Here is a 22,313-nt window from a genome sequence, read left to right on the forward strand (position 1 = left end):
CTTCGAGGCCCGGTCGCGCGCCGGCCGGGCACCCCGGCGGCCGGCCGCGTGGCCGGGCCCACCACCGATGCGGCGGAACACTCTAGACTCAGCGGGTCGGCGGGAGTGGCGTAACGGCAGCCGCGGTAGGTTTAGGTCCTATTGTCCGAAAGGACGTGGGGGTTCGAATCCCCCCTCCCGCACCGAGCACCCTGTCACGCGCGTCACGATCACGGGTCCGCGCGGGGCCCGCGCGGTCAGGATTACCGGGTGAGCCTGCGCTTCGTCCTCGATCCCGAACTGACCCCCGAGTTGCGGGAACGGATCGTCGCCCTCTGGGTCGACGTCACCAACGCCGGCGGCGCGGTCGGGTTCGTACCGCCGGTCACCGCCGCCGACGTCCGGCACACGGCGGACCCCACCTTCGCCGGCATCGCCGAGGGCCCGGACCGCCTCCTCCTGGGGTACGCGGGCGAGCGGCTCGTCGCCGCGCTGATCTTCTGCGACAACCGGTTCGACCTGAAGGCGCACTGGTGCGTGCTGAAGCGGGTGATGGTCCACCCGGACACCCAGGGCCACGGGTACGGCGCCGCGCTGATGCGCGAGGCCGAGCGCCTCGGCCGCGGGATGGGCTGGGAGGCGCTGCACGTCACCGTGCGGGACGGGCTGGGGCTGGACCGGTTCTACCGGCGACTCGGCTACCGGGAGGTCGGTCGGCTGCCCGGCGCGCTGCGGGTCGCCCCCGGCGACGACCGCGACGAGGTTCTCATGTGGCTGGCCCTCGCCGCCCCGCCGGCACCCGCGGGCTGAGCCAGGCCGCCGCAGCCGCGAGCGCCGCGACCCCGCCGGCGGCGAGCCAGCCGCGGGCCCGGGAACGTGGCGCGCGGCGGCGGCCGGGGGCACGCACGTCTGCCGTGGGAGCGGGAGACCGAGGCGGATGACACCGGCTCACGAGGGGGAGCCGGGCACGAGCAGATCGCCCACCGCGATCCTGCCCGTCTCCTCGGGAACCAGGTGCAGTCCGAAGAGGAGCTTCTGACCGACCTTGCGGTGCCGGGCGAGGGTGCGCAGCGGTTCCTTCCCGCGTAGCCCCGTCTCCTGGTCGGTGGTGGTGACCACGCAGCGGTCGCACGGCCCGGCGGCCCGGAAGCGGACGCCGCCGATGCGCAGCCGGCGGCCTACCCAGTCGTCCTCGGCCCAGGCCGGCGCGCCCTCCACCACCAGGTTGGGACGGAACCGTGCCATCGGCACGGGCTCCTCGCCGGCCTCGGCGAGCCACCCGTTGAGCGCGTCGAGCGAGGCGGCGGAGGCCAGCAGCAGCGGGTAGGCGTCGGCGAAGCTGACCCGGTCGCCGGTGTCGTGCTCCCGGTCCCCCGCCGGGATGTGCCGGGCCGGTCGCGCCAGCCAGACCAGCCGGGCGGCACGGCCCAGGAGCGCGCCGACCCAGGCGTCGGCCGCCGGCCCGGCGGGGAGCGCGGGCACCGGCAGCTTCCGGTTGCGGAAGGTCCGCACCGCGACCGGATCGCCGCCGGCCGGCTCGGGCACGTCCAGGTCGTCGTGGCCCTCGGCGCGCAGCAGCAGGCCGCCGTCGTGCGGCGTGGCGTGCAGGGCGACCAGGCGCGTGGTCTCCCGCTGGGTGACGCCGACGCCGTCGGCGTCGACGATCATCCAGCGCCGGTCGCCGGCCAGGCCCCACGGCTCGACGCCCGCGACGTCGTGGTCGCGCCGGTGACAACCCTTGACGGGGTACGTGTGGATGGCGCTCAACCGCATGCGATCACCCTGCCACGGCCCGCGCCCGACCGGTGCCCCGCGCGCCCGACCGGACCCCGCCGCCGAGGTCGTCTCGCCGGGTCCCCTGCCCGAGCGGGGCGACGAATCAGCAAGGGAGCGGGTTCACCAGGCCACGCCGATGCCGTCCCCCGGGTACCAGTGGTTGGCGGGGGTCTCCCGGTAGGCGAGGAACCGCCGGTCGGTGCGCTCGGCGTGCTCGGCGAGGACGTTCGTGACGGTGACGTTGTCGGTGAGCAGGATCGCGCCCGGGGCCAGCCTGCCCTCGACGGCCTCGAACTCGCGCCTCTCGTGGGCCCGGCTGTGGTCGCTGTCGTGCAGGAAGAGGTCGACCGGCCGGTCCAGCGCGGCGATGGAGGCGATGGAGTCGCCGATGACCAAATCGACCACCTCGGACCAGGGCGCGGTCCGGGCGAGGTAGCCGGCCTCGGGGTTGATGTCCAGCGAGGTGACCCGGCCGGGGTGCCCGTCGGCGGTGTTGCGCAGCAGCGCGGCGGCGAGCACGCAGCTGCCGAGCCCCTTGTCGACGCCGGTCTCGACGACGTGCGACGGCTTCGTGGCGCGCACGATGGCGTACCAGCCGATGCGGCGGGCGTAGCGGACCTGCCGGTCGGCCAGACCCCGGCGGGCGGCGCCGGCGGTGGCGGACTCGATGTGCCGGCGCAGCACGTCGTCCGACTCGATCTCGGCGAAGTACGCGCGGACCTGCTTCACGGGCACGTCGCAGACCACGCTGACGAACCAGGCGAGGTGGTGCCGGCTCAGCTTGGTCAGCTCGTACGTGTAGTTGTGGTGCTCCCGGGAGGTGACCAGCCAGCGGGCCGAGGTGCGCAGCACCTTCGCGTCGTGGCGGGCGACGCGGGCCAGGCGCTTGGGGAAGGCCGCGACGGGGGCGAGGGGGGTGCGGGCGATGGCCCGTCGAAGCTTCGTTGCGTCCACGGAAGGGTTCTACCAGCCGGAAGCGAACAGGTGTAGGGGAAAGCTCCGTCGGCCCGTAACGAGGTGGACGGTGTGCGACGAGATGGGACGGGTCGGCACGGATGGGGACCGTCACCAGCCGGATGAGGGTACGCGCACACCCCGGCGGATAAGTAGCATCGCCGCCATGCCAGTTCCACAACAGTTCGTCGAGCCGAATCCGGTCGCCGACCAGACCGAACGTCAGCCGGGGAAGCACGCGAAGCCTCGTCGCCGGTGGCGGCGCGTCGCCCTCATCAGCCTGCTGGCGGTGGCGCTGCTCGGCGGCGGCGGCATGATCGCCGGCGGGCTCTACCTGCGTTCGGTGGAGTCGGACATCGAACGCGTCGACGCCTTCGCGGACGTTCCCGAGGAGGGCCGTCCGCAGACGGTGGCCAAGGGCGCGATGAACATCCTGATTCTGGGCAGCGACACCCGCGACCCGGAGAGCGCGTCGGGTTCCCGCACGGACACGATCATCCTGGCCCACCTGCCGAAGGACCGGTCGAGCGCCCAGCTCATCTCGATCCCCCGGGACACCTGGGTCCCCGTGCCCCGGTCGAAGGACGGCAACCAGGGCGGCCGGGACGCGAAGATCAACGCCGCGTACGCGTGGGGTGGCGTGCCGTTGATGGTGCAGACCGTCGAGAAGTTCACGAGCGTGCGGATCGACCACGTCATGATGGTCGACTTCGCCGGCTTCAAGGAGATCATCGACGCCCTGGGCGGCATCGACATCAACGCGGAGAAGACCTTCACCTCGATCCACCCTCCGTTCCGCACCTTCCGGCAGGGTGTGCAGCGGATGGACGGTGAGACGGCGCTCGACTACTCGCGCCAGCGCAAGCAGTTCCCGGACGGGGACTTCGCCCGCATCCGGCACCAGCAGCAGGTCATCAAGGCGATCCTGGACCGCGCCGTGTCCGGGGGCATCGTCACGAACCCGGGAAAGTTGAACTCCTTCGTCAAGGCGACGTCGAACGCGGTGTCGGTGGACGAGAACATGTCCCTGTTGGGCATGGCGACCGACCTGCGTGGCCTGCGCGGCAACAACCTGCGCTTCATCACCAGCCCGACGAAGGGCACCGGTCGGGTGGGTAGCGAGAGCGTCGTGTTCGCGAACACCGACAAGGCCAAGTCCTTCTACGACGCCGTCCGGCGCGACGCCGTGGCGGAGATCCTGAACGCCGGAAAGTAGGAGGTCGGACTGCCTTCCCGGCTCTGGTGACGCGCGCGTACCGGTCGTATCCTTCGTTCGCCTCGAAGCTGCCGCGCGCCGCCGGGGCAGTCAACGGGGAAGGACCCACCATGTCCAGGCAACAGGCGATGGACCACGACGCCACCACGACGCAGCGCGATGACGTGGCGGCACGAGGCATGAGGGCGGGGATGCGCAGCGGGGCCGACGCCGGAGGCGGTGCCACCGGAGCGCTGCCCACCTCCGCGCCGCCGGCGGGCGGTCAGGCGGGCGACGGCGCGCCCCGCCCCGGCCTCGACGTGACGGCGGTGCTGCCGTACGCCAGTTCCCGTGCGTCCACGCGCACCCGCGGGCTGCGGGCCTGGATGATGACGGCGCCCGTCGACGTGGCCGCCCTGCTGGCGCCCCTGCTGATCAGCCTCCAGTACTGGCGCGGGACGCTGGCCATGGCCGGCCTGACGGTCGCCATCTTCGCGGCGGGCGGGCTCTACCGGGCCCGTCGCCACGTGAGCATCCTCGACGAGCTGCCGAGCCTCTGCGGGCGGCTGCTCGCGTCCGCGGCCGTGGTCACCATCGTCGCGGCACTGCGGCACGACTCGGCGGAGTACGTGGGCGGGTTCGCACGAGGGGTGATCATCGCGGCCGGGCTGGTCCTCGTCGGTCGCGCCTTCTCGCGGGAGTTCGCCACCATCGCGCGCAAGCGTCGCTGGGTGGAGCACAACGCCATCATCATCGGCAGCGGGCCGATCGCCGTGGAACTCGCCCGGCTGCTGCGCCGCTACCCCCAGTACGGGCTGCGCTTCGTCGGCTGCGTCGACTCCACGCACCCGCAGGTGCCGGCGGCGCTCCCCCTGATCGGCACCCTGGACCAGCTGGAACCGCTCGTCCGGATGGTCGAGTGCGACGTGCTCATCATCGCGGACCCGAGCTGCCCGGAGCTGACCCTGATGGAGGTCCTCCGCCAGCCGCGCAGCGCGAGCTGCGACCTGTGGGCCGTGCCACGGCTCTGGGGCTCCCGCTCGCACGGCGACCACATCGGCGCGATCCCGATCGTCAAGGTCGGCGACATCACCCTGTCCGGGCCCCGTTGGGCGCTCAAGCGTGCGTCGGACATCCTCTTCGCCGCCACGGCGTTGCTGCTGCTGAGCCCCGTCCTCCTGCTCTGCGCGATCGCGACGCTCCTCGACGGCGGCCCGGGCATCTTCTTCTACCAGGAACGGATCGGCCGCCACGGCAAGCCGTTCCACATCATCAAGTTCCGCTCGATGCGCCCCGTCGACGAGCACGAGTCGCAGACGAACTGGTCGATCGCGCACGACCAGCGGGTCGGCCCGATCGGCCGCTTCATGCGCCGCACGTCGCTGGACGAGCTGCCGCAGCTCTGGAACATCCTGCGCGGCGACATGAGCGTGGTCGGGCCGCGCCCCGAGCGGCCGTACTTCGTCGAGAAGTTCTCCGCCGAGTACCCCAACTACGCCATGCGCCACCGGGTCGCGGTGGGGCTCACCGGGCTGGCGCAGGTCAGTGGCCTGCGCGGCGACACCCCGATCTCCGACCGGGCGCGGTTCGACAACTACTACATCGAGAACTGGTCGCTGTGGCTCGACGCTAAGGTGCTCATCCGGACGGTGTCCGAGGTCTTCCGCGGTGGTGGTCGCTGAGCCGTTGAGTGGGGCCGTCCGCCGACGGCCCGCCCGACCGGGGATGCCGTGGGCACCGTGGCCCCGGACCTCACCGTCTGCCGTTTACTGTGCGCGCTCGCCGTCAATCGCGCGCCGAGTGCTTGGAGAGTCAATTGCCGGACGTTTCGGTCGTGATCCCGACCACGGGCAGGCCCAGCATCGCGGAGGCGGTGCTGTCCGCGCGCGGGCAGCAGGGGGTGTCCGTACACATCGTCGTCGTCTGCGACCTGGCCGAGGTCCCCGCGTCCGTGCGGGAACTGCGGGCGCACGTGGACGAGATCGTGTGCACCGGCGGGGGCCGGCGGGGCTCGCACGCGCGCAACCTCGGGGTCGCGCACGCCGCCCCCGGCAGCCACGTGGCGTTCCTGGACGACGACGACACCTGGCTGCCGACGAAGCTGGCGACGCAGGTGCCGGTCGTCGACCGGCTGGCCGCCGAGGGCTGGCTGCCCGTCGTGTCGTCCCGGATCCTGCAACGCAAGGCCGGCGCCGCTCCCCTGCCGACCGCCGCCCCGGAGACGCTGATCGCCGACGGCATGCTGCCCGAGGACTACCTCTTCCGCCGCCGGCACCTCGGCGTCGGCCGCCAGTCACTGCCCACCTCGACCCTCGTGACGACCCACGAACTGGCCACCCGGTGCCCGTGGGACGAGACGCTGCCCCGGCACCAGGACTGGGACTGGCTGGTGCGGGCGGCACGCCTGCCCCGCGCGAGGATCGTGCAGGTGGAGGAGGCCACCGCCGTCTACACCGTGGGCAGCCCCGGCTCCATTTCCGCCCGCGCGGACTGGCGCCAGTCGTGGGAGTGGGCCAAGCGGTGGGAAGGCGTGTGGTCCCCGGAGACCTTCTCCGACTTCATCGCCGCGCAGACCCTCCGCTACGCGCTGCAGGCCCGCGACGGACAGGGCGTACGGGAGATGGTGCGCGCCATCCGCCGCAACTCGCCGCCGTCGGCCCGCAACGCGGTGCTGGCCGCGCTCGGCCTCGTGCCGCGGGCCACCCTGGAGCGCGTGGCGATGCGCAAGTCCCGCGTCGCCGCCGGTGCCCGCCCGAGCGACGGAGCCCGCTGATGCGTCTGCACTTCGTGCTGCCCCAGCTGGAGCCCTTCTACGGCATGGAGCGGGCCGCCGCGCTGCTCATGCAGGGCCTGCGGGCGCAGGACGTGGAGGTCTCCGCGACCGTCATGTCGCGGGGGATCCCGGCCGGCCTCGGTGACCTGCCGATCGACACCCTCAACCTGGGGTCCCGGATCACCCGCCTGATGGAGGCGGTGCCGCCGCTGCGTCGACGGTTGCAGGGCCTGCCGGCCGACGTCGAGATCGTGGCCAGCGGCCTGTGGGGAACCGTGCCGGTGGGCGCGGCGCTCGCCGGGTCCGGTAGGAGCTTCGTGGCGTGGGAACACTCCCTGCTCCCGGAGCGGCTGCGCATCGACCGGAGGGTGCGGACCCTCGCCCGGGTCACCCGGGTCGGCGCACTGCGGCCCCGGCTCGTCGTCGCCGTCTCGGAGGGCGTCGCGCGGACCGTGCGGCACCTCGCACCGGGGCAGCCCGTCGTCACCATCACCAACCCGATGCCGCTCACCCCGTTCGTCCCGCCCCGGGCCGTCGTCGACCCCCGCAGGATCCAACTCCTCACCACCGCGGCGTTCCGCCCGTACAAGAACCACTCCTGCGCCCTGTCCGCCCTCGCTCTCCTGCCGGCGGCCTACCACCTGACGCTGGCCGGCGACGGCGAGGAACGCGAGCTGCTCGAGAACCAGGCGCGTGACCTGGGCCTGGCGGGCCGCGTGACGTTCCTGGGCCGGGTTCCCGGCGTCGGCGCTCTCCTCGCCGAGGCCGATCTGCTGGTGCACCCCTCGCGAGCCGAGACGTTCGGGTTCAGCCTGGTCGAGGCGGCCGAGGCCGGCCTGCCCGTCGCCACGCTGCCGGTGCCCGCGCTGGACGAGCTGATCCCGACGCTGGTGCCGGGGACGCTGGCGGCGGCGCCCACCCCTGAGGCGCTGGCGGAGGCGGTGCGGCGGATGACGCAGCACGAGCGTCCCACCCACGCCGACTTCGAGAAGGCCTGGCACGCCCGCTGCGCGGCCCTCGATCCCGCCGTGGTGAGCCGTCGGTGGGTGGAGGCGTTGCAGCGGTGACGCTCGCCCAGGGCACGGCCGGATCCGTGGCGGCCCCCGACGGCGTCCGGCCCCGATCGCACCGGCGGAGGTCCTCCCTGTCCGGCCGGGGCGACGGCTTCCTGCGCAAGTCCGGGAAGTTCTTCACCGGGACCCTGCTGCGCACCATCGCGCAGGGCGCGCTCTTCGTTCTCCTCGCGCGGGAGATGCCGATCGACACCTACGGGTTGTTCGTCGGCATCACCGCGCTCGTCGCCGTGGTGTCGCCGTTCGCCTCGGCCGGCGCGCCGAGCCTGATCTTCCAGAGCTACGCCGACTCGCCGTCCGACTGGCCCCGGCACCTCGCCCGGGGCCTGCTGCTCACCCTCGTCTTCGGGGCGGGCGCGACGGTCCTGGTGACCGCCGCGGGGGTCGCCATCTGGGGCGCCCAGGTGAGCGTGGTCGCGGTCGCCTGCCTCGCCTTCGCCGACCTGGTGGCGTGGCGGCTCGTCGAGGTCGTGGCCGCCTCGGTCCAGGCCCGGGGCCAGGTCTTCCTCGCCTCGGTCATCCCCGCCCTGCTGCACGTGTGCCGGCTGGCCGGGGCGCTGGCGCTGGGCCTCGCGGCTGCGGAACCGATGACGCTGTACGGCTGGGCGACCCTGTCGGCCGCCATCTCCGGCGTCGTCGGCGTGCTGGTGATCGGGTTCGGGCTGCGCGGCGCGGGCGGATTCGGGTTCGACGTCCGCGGCGCGCTCGGGCAGGCCCGCACCGGGATGCTGTTCGCCGTCGGCCTGTCGGCCCAGACCGTCTACAACGACCTCGACAAGGTCATGCTGTCGCGGCTGAGCACCCCCGAGAGCGCCGCCATCTACGCGGCGGCGTACCGGGTGGTCGACTTCGCGTACACCCCGGGCCGTTCCATGGCGGCGGTCGCGTACCCCAAGTTCTTCGAGGCCGGCCGGGACGGGCCCCGCGCCGCCTTCGCCCTCACCCGGCGGCTGCTGCCGCGCTACCTGATGTTCAGCGCGCCGGCCAGCCTGGCGCTCGTCGCGTTCGCGTGGACGATGCCGTACGTCTTCGGGGCCGAGTTCGCGGCGGCCGAGACGGCGTTGCAGGGGCTGAGCGCGCTGCTCGTGCTGAAGGCGCTGCACTACCTGGCGGCCGACACCCTCTCGGGCAGCCGGATGCAGGGCCGCCGTACGGTGTGTCAGATCGCGGTGGGGGTCGTCAACGCGGGGCTGAACGTCTGGCTCATCCCCGCCTACGGCTGGCAGGGTGCCGTCGTCTCCAGCCTGGTCTGCGACGCGCTGCTCTGCGTGCTGCTGTGGGGCTGCCTCGTCGCCGCCCTCCGCCGGCAGCCACCGGGTGACGCCGTGCCGGCGGCCGGCCCGACGTCCTCGAGAGAAAGGGCCTGAGTTGGTCGGCCTCTTCGGTGTCCTGCTGACGGTGAGCGGGGTCGCGGTGGCCGTCTGGCTGGTGCGCGCCCGACGGCAGGTCACCGCGTCGTTCGGCGGGGACGCCACGGCGGTCGCCCTCATCGGGTTCGCGGTGCTCACGAACGCGGCGCCCGTGCTCGCCGGCGACCGCAGTTCCGCGCTCATCGGGCTGCTGGTGCTGTGCCTGCTGGCCTGGCTGGTCGTGTCGGGCCGCCGCAGCCTGCGCGGCCCCACCGACGTCTGGCGCCGGATCAGCCTGCTGATGGCCGGCGCGCTGCTCGCCTGGTGTTTCGCCGTGGACGCCCTCAGCGGCGCCGGGCTCTACGGCTCGAGACTCGCGGCGTACGGCGCGTCCGCGCTGCTGCTGCTCGCCGTGGCCCTGCTCTCGCATGGCACCGCCCTCACCAGCAGGGCGATGGCCTGGACGGGGCTGGCCGTCCTGTCGGTGATGACGATCCCGACCGTCTTCTCCGGGCAGTCGTGGCGGGCGTGCACCGCCGGAAAGCTGGAGAAGTGCTCGATGGCGGGCGCACTGTTCAAGAGCTTCTACGAGTCCGAGAACTACGTCGCCATGCTCGCGTCGTTCACGCTGGTCGCCAGCCTCTGCGCGATGCGGCGCCTGGCGGCGGTGGCATCGACGTCCTTCTGCCTGCTGATCATCGTCGCCACGGGCTCGCGGACCAGCTACCTGGCCCTCGCCGCCGCCGGCCTCTGGCTGCTGGGCAGCCTCGTCCTCGAACGGTGGCGGAAGTTCCCCCGGATCAGCTTCCCCCTCTGCGTCGCCCTGGTGGTGGCCGCCCTCGGGCTCGCCACCTACCTGACGTGGACCGCGTCGAAGACCACCCTGAGCAATCGCGGCAACATCTGGATGGCCGCCCGCGAGTACATCGCCGGCACGGAGGCGACCGGCGTCGGCGTCTCCAAGTGGTACTACCTGCGGGACGTCGGCGAGGCGCCCACCCACTTCTTCCACTCGGGGTACGTCCTGGTCATCTTCGCCGGTGGCCTGGTGGGGCTGACGCTGTGGGGCCTGTGGGCGGCGACCCTGCTGCACGGCGCCGTCACCGACGGTCGGGCCTTCTCCGCGAAGGCGCCCGTCGCGCTGCTGGTCGTCTACTCGTTCACCGAGGTCGTCTGGAACCCGCTCTCCGTCGACGGGCTGTCGTGGATCTTCGTCGTGCTCGTGCTGACGGCCTCCGCCTCCGCCACGGCGGACCCGGTGCCGGCCCGCGGGCCCGTGGACGCCGCCGACCGGCCGGGCGGACGATGGGCCGCGCTCCGTCGGCTGATGCCCCGGACCGCCGGGCGCCACGCCGCCCTCGGGCGGGGGGCCGAGCCCGCACCCGGTCTCGCGGTGCCGTCCTCATCCGAACGCCACGGCCGCCCTGGCCGGTGGGCAGCCGATCCATCGGGCTCGTACGTCGCTGAGGGACGCCCATGACTGCCGTGATGACCGGTGAGCGGAACGTCGCGCCGGTGCGACCCCACGCCGACGGCAAAGCAAGTTTCCGTCCGGACGTCCAGGGGCTGCGTGCCTTGGCCGTCATCGTGGTCATCCTGGAACATGTCTTCCACCGCCCGGCGGGCGGTTTCGTCGGAGTCGACGCCTTCTTCGTCATCTCCGGATTCCTGATCACCGGCCTGCTCCTCAAGGAGCACGAACGCACCGGGCGGATCTCCTTCGCGGACTTCTACCGCCGCCGGGTCCGACGGATCATGCCGCTGGCGGTGCTGGTCCTCGTGGTCACCTACCTGGCGACGTCGTTGTTGTTCCTCGGTGAGCGGGTCCGATCGACGGCGTGGGACGCCCTCTGGGCCGCGCTGTTCTCCGCCAACTGGCGTTTCGCAGCCGTCGGCACCGACTACTGGCAGACGGATGGGCCGGTCTCCCCACTACGGCACTACTGGTCGCTGTCGGTGGAGGAGCAGTTCTACTTCGTGTGGCCGGTACTGCTGGTGCTGGTGCTGGGCCTCGCCGCGCGGCGTGCCTGGAGTCGCGGCCGGGCCCGGACGGCCGTGGGCATGGTCATGACCGTGGTGGTCGCCGGCTCGATCGCGTTCGCGTTCCGGGAGGTCGCCGACGCTCCCACCGTCGCCTACTTCTCCACCTTCTCCCGGGCATGGGAGCTGGGTGTCGGAGCGTTGCTCGCCGTGGCGATGCCACTGCTGGCCCGGATACCGGCTGCGGCCCGCCCTCTGCTGCAATGGCTGGGACTCACGGGTCTGGTCGTCTCCCTCGCCGTCATCACCTCGCAGACTCCCTTCCCGGTGCCCGGCGCCTTTCTCCCCGTGCTGTCGACGGCACTGGTCATTGGCGGCGGCGTGGGCGGGCAACGGTTGATGTTCCCGCTGACCAACAGGCTCTCCCGTTACGTCGGTGACATCTCCTACTCGCTCTACCTGTGGCACTTCCCGCTGATCATCCTGATCGACGCCGCACTGCCCGATGCCAGCCACGCCGCGCTGCTCGCCCTGGGCGGCACGGTCCTGCTCTCGGTCGCCTCGTACCACCTCGTGGAGGAGCCGGTCCGACGGTCGTCCTGGTTGGAGAGCAGGCGGACGAGGACTCCGCGCCAGCAGACGGGGCGAGGACGGATCCAGCGGGCCGTCACTCTCGTGGCGCTCGCCGCAACGGTGACGGTGGTCGTCACGGTGACCGTCCGGAGCACACCGCCGGAGGCCGCCGCGGAGACCGCCGGGGTCGCGTCCACGGCCGAACTGGCCATCGAGATCGGTGCCGCGCTCGACGCCCGTGGGTGGCCGACGCTGACGCCGTCGCTGGACGGGCTGAGTCAGCACGGTTTCGACCGGGCCGACTCGCAGGGCTGCTCACCGGCAACTCCCCGGGGCAAGGACTGTGCCGCTGTCACGCCCGGCACCGGGAAGTTGGCCGTCGTGGTCGGGGACTCCATGGCGGTCGCGTGGCTGCCAACGATCCGGGGCGCCCTGGAGCCCCGGGGCTGGACGGTGCACTCGTTGACCTACGTGGGTTGCCCGTTCCTCGCGGCAGCCACGACGGCCGGCGACGACAGCATCGTCCGCAGCTGCCCCGGCCACCGGGAGACCGTACGGAGGCTGCTCACCACGCTCAAACCCGACCTGGTGTTCGTCAGCAACGCCTACCGGCAGCGCTTCGTGGCCACGAGCGGCGAACCGTCCCTGCCGCACTGGGAGAACGCCCTGCTCACCGCTCGCCGGGACTGGCTCGGTAACGTCGACAGGATCGTGGCGCTGCAGCCCCCGCCGGCAGGGCCGGACCCGAAGGCCTGCATCACTCGGATCTCCGTGCCCCGTGACTGCCTCGCCTCCGTCTCCTCGGAGTACCGGTCGCACCAGGAGGTCGAGCGTCGGGTCTGGAGCGGGAAGAACGTCTCGTACATCTCCACGACGGACTGGTTCTGCACCGCCAACGGGCAATGCCCGAGCTTCGTGGCCGGGGTGATCGTCCGGCGTGACGCCACCCACCTCACCCCGCAGTACGCCCGCCGGTTGGCGCCGCTGCTCCACAACGCACTGGCCCCCGTCCTCGGGTAGCCGCCGCAAGGCGGTCGATGTCGGGCCGCCGCGGGGAATCAGGTGCCGGCGGCCTCCGGGCGGCCGGCGGCGATCGTCAGGTTGTGGAAGGCCAGCAGCCCCGAGCCCGTGGCGTTGACGATCCACGGCCCCGCCCCGGCGTGGCCCAGGTAGCTCACCCCCGAGACACCGTCCGCCGGGCCGGACAGGGTCAGCACCAGCCGGCCGCCGTCCCGGTACGCGACGCCGGTGACGGTGACGGTGCCGCCGTTGACGCGGAAGTCCGCATGCGCCCCCGGCTGGACCGTGAGCGGGTCGTCGTCGCGCAGCTGGACCACCACCTCGGTGCGCTCGGCGTTGGCGAAGGCCGCCGAGCGCGGGTCGGGGGAGGCGACCCCGTCCCCCGGGCCGCCGTACAGGTCGTGGGCCAGCACGCGGAAGACCCGGTCGCCCAGCTCACGGTAGCCCTGCTCCCAGGCGTAGTGGCAACCCTCGTGGCCGGAGAGGCCGTTGGTGGACAGCACCGTCACGCCGAGGGTGTCGCGCATCCGCCGTTGGGCCTCCCGCAGCTGGCCGGTGCTGCTGTCACCGCAGGGCGAGGTGCGCACCTGGAAGACGTAGTACCGGCTGTCGCCGGGGATGTCGGTGCCGATCTCCCGCCGCCAGTCGCCGAGCAGGGCGGTGAAGCCGGCCACGTGCCGGGCGGCGGCGTCGTCGTCCGACTCGCCCTGGTACCAGAGCACGGCCCTGACCCGCCCGATCACGCCGGCGGCCACCAGACGTTGCCGCAGGCGGCCGTAGTTGGTGGCGAGGTCGCCGGGAGCGGCGTCGTTACGCTGGAAGAACGAGATGGGCTTGCCGTTCTCGGCGCCGTTGAGGACGGCCACCGGCACCTGGTAGGTGTCCGAGAGCCGGTGGGCCATCCGGATGCCCCACTGGCCGACCGAGCCGGGCTGCCGGATCGCCTCGCTGACCGCGTAGTTCCACCCCCGGTCGGACCCGGAGAGCGTACGGTCCGCCGTGGACGATCCGTAGCTGCGGACGAACGGTGACTCCTCCCCCGCGGACGATCCCCGGTACTTCGCGGAGACGGCGTTGGACTGGCCCTGGATGACGTAGACGTCGCCGGCCACGACCCCCTCCCAGAGGCCGACCCGGCGGCTCAGGCCGTCGCCCAGCACGTGCAGTTCGAAGCGGTACTCCCGCAGCGTCGCAAGGATGCGCCGGCGGAAATTGAAGTCCGCGGCGCCGGTGACCGGCAGGGTGTCCTCCCACCCCTCGGCGCCGCTGGTGACCTTCAGGCGTACGGCCCTGACCCGGGTGTCGCGCACCTTGCCGGTGACGAGGACCGCCGCGCCGTTCTCGGCGTCCCTCGGGTACAGCTGCCGGTCGCGGGGGTGCTGGTCGAGGGTGAGCACGGACGGCCGCGCGTACACCGTCAACCGGCGCTCGGTGAAGGCGGCCGCGTTGTCGGACAGCGTCCAGTCGGGGTGGCCGTTCGGGGCGGTGCCGATCCCGAGCGACAGCGTGTTCTTCTTCGAGGTGAACCCGTTGACCGCGAACACCGTCTGCGGGGCGACGGTGGAGGGGCGGGTGGGGGCGACCAGGTGCACCTGGAACGAGCCGTATGCGAGGGCCCCCCGCAGGTCGTCGTCGGCGTCGAAGCGGCCGGCGGAGGCGCCGGGGATCTGGCCGGACGCCCCGACGTTGTACGAGTTGGGCCACATCTCCAGGTAGCCGGGAAGCCCCGTGCCGGTCGTCAGGCCCTCGACGTTGGACGCGATCTCCAGGTCGCTGACCCGCTGCCGCACGATCTGGCCGCCCCGGGTCGGCAGCCCGAGGCGGCGGGCGTCGGTGGTGAACGGCGCCATCGCGGTCCACACCCACTGCCGGCCGGCCGGGCCGGTCAGTTCCAGGCAGTAGCCGACCCGGTCGAAACCGCCGGCCACCTCGGCGGTGCGGTCGAACGCGTACGCCGGGTCGCGGTTCGCCCAGTTGACGCGCTCGGGCAGGTCCATCGCCGCGACGGGGGTGAAGTCGGCCATGCCGGGGACGTTCGCGGCGCACGTCGTGCCGTCCACCGGCGCAGCCGTCGGCCGCGTCGCGTCGCCGCCGGACGCCGACCACGCCGCCTGCGGCGTACCCGCCGGTGACGAGGGCCAGACGACCACCGTCAGCGCGGAGGCGAGCAGCCCGACCGTCCCCACGGCGATCCAGACCTTCCGGGGCACGGACCGGAGGCGCTGGAAGGGGGAGAGAGGATCAGGCACCCTCGGACCTCCACTGGTCGGGCGGTTCGTCGCGGCAAGGCTATGCGATGCGCGGCGACGGATGGTCCGCGCCCGGGACCTGCGACTGCGCCACGCCCCCGGCGGCACCCCTCTCGGACCCCGCCGGGAGGCGTGGCGGTCGGCGCGGGGCGGGACATGACGGGTCGTCGTTGTCTGCGATGATGCCCGCCATGGCCGCTACCACCACGACGCCCGCGGTGGGCACCCGGTCCGTCGGGATCGACACCCTCCGGATCATCGGCATCGCGGCCGTCGTCGTCGGCCATGTCTGGATCGACGACACCACCCGGGCGGTCATCTACACCTGGCACGTCCCGTTGTTCTTCATCCTCACCGGCTACTTCTGGACGCCCGGCCGACCGATCGGCGGCGAGCTGCGCAAGCGGTGGCAGACCCTCGGCGTGCCGTACCTGGCCTGGTTGGTGCTCCTGCTCGCGATGCTCGCGGCCGCGGCGGCCGTGCGGGGCGGCGTGGGGTCGGAGACGTTCACCGGAGCGCTGTACGGCGGCACCGCCGCCGTCCGGCCGTTCTCGGCGTTCTGGTTCGTCTCGGTGCTGTTGCTGATCGCGGTCGCGTACCGCTGGCTGGAGCGGTTCGGGACGGCCGTCACCTGGGGGGTGGCGCTGGTGGGGCTGCTGGCCGCCCACCTCGCTCCGGACGTGGTCACGGCCGGGCCGCTCGGTCTGTTCCTCGTCCCGGCCTGCCTGCTGTTCGTGCTCTGCGGTCGTCACCTGCGCGAGCTGCGGCCGCGGTTGTCCGCCGGCATGGGCGGCGGCATGGTGTCGGCCGGGGCCGGCCTGGTGCTCCTCGGCGCGAGCGGCTCGCTGGACATCAAGGCCGGCGACTTCGGCAAGCCGGTGTTCGGTGTGCTGACCGCGACCCTGCTCAGCTGCGGGTTCATCCTGCTGGCCGAGGCTCTCGACGGGCGCCTGAACGCGCCCGCGGCGCACGTCGTCGGCCGGCTCGCCGGGTGCGGCATCGCCGTCGTGCTGAGCCACGCGGCGGTGCTGTGGGTCCTGCGCACGGGGCCGGACGGCGGGTGGTTCGACCTGGCGGCCACCCTCGTGCTGCCCTGGGGGTTCGCGCTGCTCGTGCTGGGGACGCGCCTTGGTCCCTACCTGACGGGCACGGGCGGACGCCGGCCGTAGGGGGCAACGCCGGCCCCAGGGGGGCAGCAACGCCGGCCGGCGGGCGTCCCGGATGCGCGCCGGGCCCTACGCCCGGCTTCCCCGCCGGCCGAACAACATCGCGAACAGCGCCACGAGCCCGATCACGAGCACGACGCCGGAGGCGACGAGCAGCGGCACCGCCCAGCCCGGCCGGTCCGGCGAGCCGCCCTCGCCGCCACCGCTGTCGACGGCCGCCTGACGGTACGCCTGGGCCAGCAGGTTGACCGGGGACTTCTCCGTCACCCCGTCGAAGCGGGAGATCGCGGTGGACTCGTCGCCGGCGAAGTACGCCTCCAGGCCGGAGCGGTAGAGCTGGTCGGGCTCACCGAGGCTGTTCTGCACCCCCGCCGCGCCGAGCAGGCCGGTCATCGTGGACACCGGCACGACGACCCGGTTGGCCTTGTCGGGGCGGAGGATGTCGTTGTCGAGCAGCCCGACGACGCGGCCCTGCGGGTCGATCGCGATCCCGCCCCGGGAGTAGAGGCCGACGTCCTCGCTGATGCGGTACGCGCCGACCGACGACTGGGCGTCCACCCCGGTCACCCGAACGGGCTTGGACAGCACCGTGTAGGTGGCGGACCGGAAGCTGGCGTCGGTGGTGCCGTAGCCCAGGATCAGCAGCGGGGTCTCCGGGCTGACGGTGGCGGCGGGGTTCAGCTCGGCGGCGGGCAGGTTCTGCTGGGCGAGCTTGACCAGCGCGAGGTTCCCCTCCTCCAGCGCGAGCGCCCGGACGACGGTGCCGGGGATCGCCGGGCTGTCCGTGACGTCCCCCTTGGCGGCGTTCAACTGCCCGAAGAGCTTGACCTCGGGGGCCGTCGCGGCCTCCGTGCCGGTGAAGCGGGTCGTCCTCATCCTGGCCCGGATGTAGGCGGGGACGTCCTTCGCGGTGATCTCCTTCTCGCTGACGAGGACGTTGGCCAGGGCGGAGAGGGCGCCGGCGAGCACGATGTCCTCGGTCGGCTGCACGCACTGACCGTTGGTGAGGACGTGTCCGTCGTGGTTGACCACGAACCCGCTGCACCGCCGGCTGAACGTGACGGGCGCCTCCCGCAGCGGGGTGTCGTTCTCCTTGTTCCGGACGTAGCCGGTGAAGATGACCTCCACGAAGACCATGGCGGGCGCCGCCGTCGCCAGCGCCCGCTCCTCGGGGCTGTACAGGGCCGCCTGCGCCCAGGGCTTGAGGCCCGGGTTGACCGGGGTGGCGGTCGGAAAGGCGGTGGAGGTGGCCGTCGGCGTGGCCGCCGGCTCGCCCGGGCCGCCGGCCGTGACCGCCCAGGCGCCGACCCCGCCACCCAGGGCCGCCACCAGCAGCAGCGCGGCGACGGCGATCCAACGCCCCGTGCGGCGCGGTGGCGGGCCGGAGGACTGGATCCGGCGGACCGGTGCGGCGAACGGGTCGTTCGGCGGCTCGGCGGGCGGACGGGGCTGCACGACCGGCATCTGGACCGTCTCGCCGGCCACCTGCGCCGCCGGGGCCCCGGCCCCGGCGGGCGAGGCCGAGACGGGGTACGGGGTCGCCGACGCCGGCTGGGCGGAGACGGGGCTGGTGTGCATCGCCCACGGCACGTGCGGCAGTCCGGACACCGGGTGCGGCACCTCGGAGACCGGGTGCGGGATTCCGGAGACCTGCTGGGGAGGGGCCGAGACCGGGGGCGTGGCGGCCGGCGCGGGCTCGTACTCGACGCCGAGCGCCCGGAAGAGCTTCTCGGCCCCCGGGCCCACCTCGGAGGAGTACGCCACCCAGGGCGAGGTGGCCGAGAAGTCCGCGTACGTGTAGGGCAGCGCGTTCGGCTCCTGCGACTGCGCGAGGGAGTTGGCGATCCCCGCGAACGCCTCCCGCCACCCGGGGGCCGCGGCGACGGCGGCGTCGAGGACGGCCACGGTGACGAGGCGGCCCTGTCCGTCGATCGCAGCCCAGGCCTTTCCGACCGAAGATCCGCCCAACGTGTGGGTGAACCTGTAGGGGCCTTCCGGCTGCATGTGCACTCCTCCGACTCAACCGCCGTGGGGGATAGTACCGAGGCAGGACCAGCTCTCCCCCTGCCGGTCGCTGGCCCGACACTCAGCGGGACGGGCGGCTGCGGGGAACCCGCGCGACGGCCGGTTGCTTTGTGAAAGTTTTCATGCATACAGTCACGGCATGAATGAGGGAGCTGTCGTGGCACCCACCGAGCGGGTGCTGGACCTGTTCCAGGGGGTCCGGCTCACCCCCACCCAGCGCCGCATCGCGCACTGCCTCGTGCAGCACGCGCCCGCCGCGGCGTACCTGTCGGCGGCCGAGGTCGCCGAGCTGGCCGGGGTCAGCCAGCCGTCCGTCACCCGGTTCGCGGTCGCGCTCGGCCACGACGGCTACCCCGCGCTGCGCCGCCGGCTCCGCGAGCTGACCGCCGGCGCCCCCGGCGACGCCACCGCCGCCGGCAACGAGCTCCAGCAGGCGGTACGCGCCGAGATCGGCAACCTCGACCGCCTCGCCGGGCAGCTCGCCGACCGGGACCGGATCGCCGAGACCGGCAGGCTGCTGGCCGCCAGCCGCCCCCTGCCGGTGCTCGGCCTGCGCGCCGCCGCCCCGCTGGCCGCCTACTTCGCCTATTTCGCCGCCAAGGTGCACCCCGACGTGCGGGTGCTCGACGACGGCGGCAGCCTGCTCACCGACCGCCTCGAACAGGCCGCCGAGGCCGGGGCGGGCGCCCTGCTCGCCTTCGTCCTCCCCCGCTATCCCCGGGAGACCCTGGACGCGCTGCGCGAGGCCCGGGCCGCCGGCCTCACCGTGGTGGCCATCACCGACTCGCCGGTCAGCCCGGCCACCGAGCACGCCGACGTGGTGCTGCCCGCCGCCGTCGGCGCGCAGCTCGTCTTCGACCTGCACACCGCGCCGATGACCCTGGCCATGGTCCTGCTCCAGGCCATCTGCGACGCCGCCCCGACCGACACCCAGCGCCGGCTGGAGGCCTTCGAGGCCTCGGCCGCCCGCCGCCAGTTGTTCCTCGGATGACCCGGAGGAGAACCGAGATGACCCAGCCCGTCCGCGCCGCACGCGGCACCGAACGCACCGCCCGAGGGTGGCCCCAGGAGGCCGCGCTGCGGATGCTGATGAACAACCTCGACCCGGAGGTCGCCGAGCGCCCCGAGGACCTGGTGGTCTACGGCGGTACGGGGAAGGCGGCGCGGGACTGGCCGTCGTACCACGCGCTGGTGCGCACGCTGACCGACCTGCGCGACGACGAGACCATGCTCGTGCAGTCCGGCCGGCCGGTGGGCGTCATGCGCACCCACGAGTGGGCGCCCCGGGTGCTGCTGGCGAACTCCAACCTGGTGGGCGACTGGGCCACCTGGCCGGAGTTCCGCCGCCTCGAACAGCTCGGCCTGACCATGTACGGGCAGATGACCGCCGGCTCGTGGATCTACATCGGCACCCAGGGCATCCTCCAGGGCACCTACGAGACGTTCGCGGCCGTCGCCGCCAAGAGGTTCGGCGGCACCCTCGCGGGGACGCTGACGTTGACCGCCGGCTGCGGCGGCATGGGCGGGGCGCAGCCCCTCGCGGTCACCATGAACGGCGGCGTCTGCCTGGTCGTCGACGTGGACCGGAGTCGGCTGGACCGGCGGGTGCACGACCGCTACCTCGACGAGGTCGCCGACTCCCTCGACGACGCCGTGCGGCGGGTGCTGGCCGCGAAGCGGGACCGGCGGGCGCTGAGCGTCGGCGTGGTCGGCAACGCGGCCACGGTCTTCCCGGAGCTGCTGCGCCGGGGCGTCGACATCGACGTCGTCACCGACCAGACCAGCGCGCACGACCCGCTGTCGTACCTGCCGGAGGGGGTGGAGCTGGCCGACGCCCGGGACTACGCGAAGGCGAAGCCGGTCGAGTTCACCGACCGGGCGCGGGCGTCGATGGCGAAGCACGTCGAGGCGATGGTCGGATTCCTCGACGCCGGCGCGGAGGTCTTCGACTACGGCAACTCGATCCGGGGCGAGGCGAAGCTCGGCGGGTACGAGCGGGCCTTCGACTTCCCCGGCTTCGTGCCCGCGTACATCCGGCCGTTGTTCTGCGAGGGCAAGGGCCCGTTCCGGTGGGCGGCGCTCTCCGGCGACCCGGCCGACATCGCCGCCACCGACCGGGCGATCCTGGATCTGTTCCCGGAGAACGAGTCGCTGGCCCGGTGGATCCGGATGGCCGGCGAGCGGGTGGCCTTCCAGGGCCTGCCTGCGCGGATCTGCTGGCTCGGCTACGGCGAGCGAGACCGGGCGGGGGTGCGGTTCAACGAGATGGTCGCCTCCGGCGAGCTCTCCGCGCCCGTGGTGATCGGCCGGGACCACCTGGACTGCGGCAGCGTGGCCAGCCCCTACCGGGAGACCGAGTCGATGGCCGACGGCTCCGACGCCGTGGCCGACTGGCCGCTGCTCAACGCGCTGGTCAACACCGCCAGCGGGGCGTCCTGGGTGTCGATCCACCACGGCGGCGGGGTCGGCATCGGCCGGTCCATCCACGCCGGGCAGGTCTGCGTGGCCGACGGCACCGCCCTGGCCGGGCAGAAGATCGAGCGGGTGCTCACCAACGACCCGGCGATGGGCGTCATCCGGCACGTCGACGCCGGCTACGACGCCGCCCGCGAGGTCGCGGAGGCCACCGGCGTGCGGGTGCCGATGGCGGAGGGGGATACCGCGTGAGCGACCTCGCCGGGCGGTTCCGGGCGCTGTGGGACGAGATCGCGCCGATCGGGCGGGACGAGAGCAGCGGCGGCTACCTGCGGTACGCGCTGACCGAGCCGGAACTGCGGCTACGGGAGTGGTTCCGCGAGCAGGCTAGCCGCCGGGGCATGCCGGTGACCGACGACGGCAACGGCAACCTGTTCGCCCGGTGGGGCGACCCGGAGGCCGGCGACGCGGTGCTGACGGGCAGCCACTTCGACTCGGTGCCGCACGGCGGGGCGTACGACGGGCCCCTCGGCATCGTCAGCGCGTTCCTCGCCGTCGACGAGCTGCGCGCGGCCGGTGTCGCGCCGGCCCGCCCCGTCGTGGTCGGCGCGTTCGTCGAGGAGGAGGGCGCGCGGTTCGGCGTACCGTGCCTGGGGTCGCGGCTGCTCGCCGGGGAGATCGCGGTGGAGCGCGCGGCCGGGCTGCGCGACGCCGCCGGGGTGAGCTTCGCCGAGGCGCTGGGCGGCCGGCCGGCGGGCGCCCGGCCCGAGCTGCTCGGCCGCTTCGCGGCCTTCGTCGAGCTGCACGTCGAGCAGGGCCGCGCGATGGTCGACGCCGGCGCGCCGGTCGGGGTGGCCAGCGCCATCTGGCCGCACGGCCGCTGGCGCTTCGAGTTCACCGGCGAGGGCAACCACGCCGGTACGACCCGGATGGCCGACCGCCGCGACCCCATGCTGACGTACGCCTTCACGGTGCTGGCGGCCAACAAGGAGGCGCGGCTGCGCGGCGCCCACGCCACCGTGGGCCGGGTGGCGGTGGAGCCGAACGCCACCAACGCGATCCCGTCGAAGGTGACCGGCTGGCTGGACGCCCGGGCCGCCGAGCCGGAGACGCTGGGCGGGCTGGTCGACGCGGTGCGCGCGAAGGCCGCCGAGCGGGCCCGCCGCGACGGTACGGAGGTGGCCCTGACCGAGGAGTCGGCCACCCCGCTGGTCGCCTTCGACGGCGGCCTGGCGGGCCGGCTCGCGACCCTGCTCGACGCGCCGGTGCTGCCCACCGGGGCCGGGCACGACGCCGGGGTGCTCGCCGCGCACGTGCCCACGGCGATGCTCTTCGTGCGCAACCCGACCGGGGTCTCGCACTCCCCCGCCGAGTCAGCCAGCGACGCCGACTGCGCCGCCGGGGTCACCGCCCTGGCCCGGGTGCTGGAGGAGCTGACATGCCGCTGACCGGCCGGCCGTCCGCTCGCACGTCTGCCTCGGTCGCCGGACGCGGCCCCTGCCCGACCCGTCCGGCGGGCCCTGTCGAGCTGCCCGCGCCGATGGGGCAGCCGGCCTATCCGGCCCACCCCGCAAGCGCTGTCGAACTGCCCGCACAAACGGGGCAGCGCCCCCACCGACTCCACCCCGCAAGCGCTGTCGAACTGCCCGCACAAACGGGGCGGCGACCGGGACGGGTTGCTTCGTTGGGCACGGTAGCGCCGCCGACGGGGCGGGGCCACCGTGGCGCGCGGCGCTCGCCAGGGCAGTCGGCTTCGGTGGTCCCATGCACGGGGCAGCTCGAAAGG

16 protein-coding genes and 1 tRNA gene are annotated in these 22,313 nt (G+C 73.5%); 13 read left to right on the forward strand and 4 right to left on the reverse strand.

Annotation, left to right across the window (positions count from 1 at the left end; translation table 11 throughout):
• Nucleotides 1-99 precede the first annotated feature (99 nt).
• Nucleotides 100-182 (forward strand) — tRNA-Leu (locus AB0G13_RS03205).
• 67 nt (nucleotides 183-249) lie between these two features.
• Nucleotides 250-789: a GNAT family N-acetyltransferase gene (locus tag AB0G13_RS03210; RefSeq protein WP_357868120.1), complete on the forward strand. Its 540-nt coding sequence runs from the start codon at nucleotides 250-252 to the stop codon at nucleotides 787-789.
• Nucleotides 790-927: 138 nt separating this feature from the next.
• Here AB0G13_RS03210 and AB0G13_RS03215 read toward each other — a convergent pair whose 3' ends face one another.
• Nucleotides 928-1,752 (reverse strand): MOSC N-terminal beta barrel domain-containing protein, encoded by an 825-nt coding sequence (locus AB0G13_RS03215; protein ID WP_357868123.1) that lies wholly within the window; start codon nucleotides 1,750-1,752, stop codon nucleotides 928-930.
• Nucleotides 1,753-1,875: 123 nt separating this feature from the next.
• The gene (locus AB0G13_RS03220) at nucleotides 1,876-2,709 is read right to left on the reverse strand and encodes a class I SAM-dependent methyltransferase (protein ID WP_357868126.1); all 834 of its coding nucleotides are present in this window, start codon (nucleotides 2,707-2,709) and stop codon (nucleotides 1,876-1,878) included.
• Between the two features lie 166 nt (nucleotides 2,710-2,875).
• On the opposite strand from AB0G13_RS03220, the gene AB0G13_RS03225 reads away from it, so the two are divergent.
• The 7 genes from AB0G13_RS03225 to AB0G13_RS03255 all read left to right on the forward strand — a co-directional run bounded on the left by AB0G13_RS03225 (nucleotide 2,876) and on the right by AB0G13_RS03255 (nucleotide 12,672).
• Entirely contained in the window at nucleotides 2,876-3,925 is a 1,050-nt protein-coding gene (locus AB0G13_RS03225) for an LCP family protein (RefSeq protein WP_357868129.1), read from the forward strand.
• Nucleotides 3,926-4,035: 110 nt separating this feature from the next.
• Nucleotides 4,036-5,586: a sugar transferase gene (locus AB0G13_RS03230; RefSeq protein WP_357868131.1), complete on the forward strand. Its 1,551-nt coding sequence runs from the start codon at nucleotides 4,036-4,038 to the stop codon at nucleotides 5,584-5,586.
• 89 nt (nucleotides 5,587-5,675) lie between these two features.
• Nucleotides 5,676-6,677 carry a glycosyltransferase family A protein gene (locus AB0G13_RS03235; protein ID WP_357868134.1) on the forward strand — a complete coding sequence of 334 codons (1,002 nt, stop codon included), beginning with the start codon at nucleotides 5,676-5,678 and terminating at the stop codon, nucleotides 6,675-6,677.
• A complete protein-coding gene (locus AB0G13_RS03240; protein WP_357868137.1) occupies nucleotides 6,677-7,744 on the forward strand; it encodes a glycosyltransferase in 1,068 nt (355 codons plus the stop codon). Before AB0G13_RS03235 ends, AB0G13_RS03240 begins: the two co-directional genes overlap by 1 nt.
• Nucleotides 7,741-9,117 carry an oligosaccharide flippase family protein gene (locus AB0G13_RS03245; RefSeq protein WP_357868140.1) on the forward strand — a complete coding sequence of 459 codons (1,377 nt, stop codon included), beginning with the start codon at nucleotides 7,741-7,743 and terminating at the stop codon, nucleotides 9,115-9,117. Before AB0G13_RS03240 ends, AB0G13_RS03245 begins: the two co-directional genes overlap by 4 nt.
• 1 nt (nucleotide 9,118) lies before the next feature.
• Nucleotides 9,119-10,579 carry an O-antigen ligase family protein gene (locus tag AB0G13_RS03250; protein ID WP_357868144.1) on the forward strand — a complete coding sequence of 487 codons (1,461 nt, stop codon included), beginning with the start codon at nucleotides 9,119-9,121 and terminating at the stop codon, nucleotides 10,577-10,579.
• Nucleotides 10,576-12,672, forward strand: coding sequence for an acyltransferase family protein (locus tag AB0G13_RS03255; RefSeq protein ID WP_357868146.1), 2,097 nt, complete (start codon nucleotides 10,576-10,578; stop codon nucleotides 12,670-12,672). The genes AB0G13_RS03250 and AB0G13_RS03255 overlap by 4 nt, the downstream gene beginning before the upstream one ends.
• A 38-nt stretch (nucleotides 12,673-12,710) precedes the next feature.
• Here the strand turns inward: AB0G13_RS03255 and AB0G13_RS03260 are convergent, their stop codons facing one another.
• A complete protein-coding gene (locus AB0G13_RS03260) occupies nucleotides 12,711-14,921 on the reverse strand; it encodes a sialate O-acetylesterase (protein ID WP_357868149.1) in 2,211 nt (736 codons plus the stop codon).
• A gap of 191 nt (nucleotides 14,922-15,112) precedes the next feature.
• On the opposite strand from AB0G13_RS03260, the gene AB0G13_RS03265 reads away from it, so the two are divergent.
• Nucleotides 15,113-16,090: an acyltransferase gene (locus AB0G13_RS03265; protein WP_357868152.1), complete on the forward strand. Its 978-nt coding sequence runs from the start codon at nucleotides 15,113-15,115 to the stop codon at nucleotides 16,088-16,090.
• Between the two features lie 66 nt (nucleotides 16,091-16,156).
• Here the strand turns inward: AB0G13_RS03265 and AB0G13_RS03270 are convergent, their stop codons facing one another.
• Nucleotides 16,157-18,091, reverse strand: coding sequence for a trypsin-like peptidase domain-containing protein (locus AB0G13_RS03270; protein WP_357868155.1), 1,935 nt, complete (start codon nucleotides 18,089-18,091; stop codon nucleotides 16,157-16,159).
• Nucleotides 18,092-18,251: 160 nt separating this feature from the next.
• On the opposite strand from AB0G13_RS03270, the gene AB0G13_RS03275 reads away from it, so the two are divergent.
• From AB0G13_RS03275 to AB0G13_RS03285, 3 genes are read left to right on the forward strand one after another with little or no spacing between them, the layout of a single operon-like run.
• Complete coding sequence (locus AB0G13_RS03275; RefSeq protein ID WP_357868157.1) at nucleotides 18,252-19,103, forward strand: MurR/RpiR family transcriptional regulator; 852 nt, start codon at nucleotides 18,252-18,254, stop codon at nucleotides 19,101-19,103.
• 17 nt (nucleotides 19,104-19,120) lie between these two features.
• Nucleotides 19,121-20,779 carry a urocanate hydratase gene (gene hutU / locus AB0G13_RS03280; RefSeq protein WP_357868160.1) on the forward strand — a complete coding sequence of 553 codons (1,659 nt, stop codon included), beginning with the start codon at nucleotides 19,121-19,123 and terminating at the stop codon, nucleotides 20,777-20,779.
• Entirely contained in the window at nucleotides 20,776-21,975 is a 1,200-nt protein-coding gene (locus AB0G13_RS03285) for an allantoate amidohydrolase (protein ID WP_357868163.1), read from the forward strand. Before hutU ends, AB0G13_RS03285 begins: the two co-directional genes overlap by 4 nt.
• Nucleotides 21,976-22,313 lie beyond the last annotated feature (338 nt).

This window comes from Micromonospora sp. NPDC023633, assembly GCF_040640035.1.
Taxonomy (GTDB): Bacteria; Actinomycetota; Actinomycetes; order Mycobacteriales; family Micromonosporaceae; genus Micromonospora.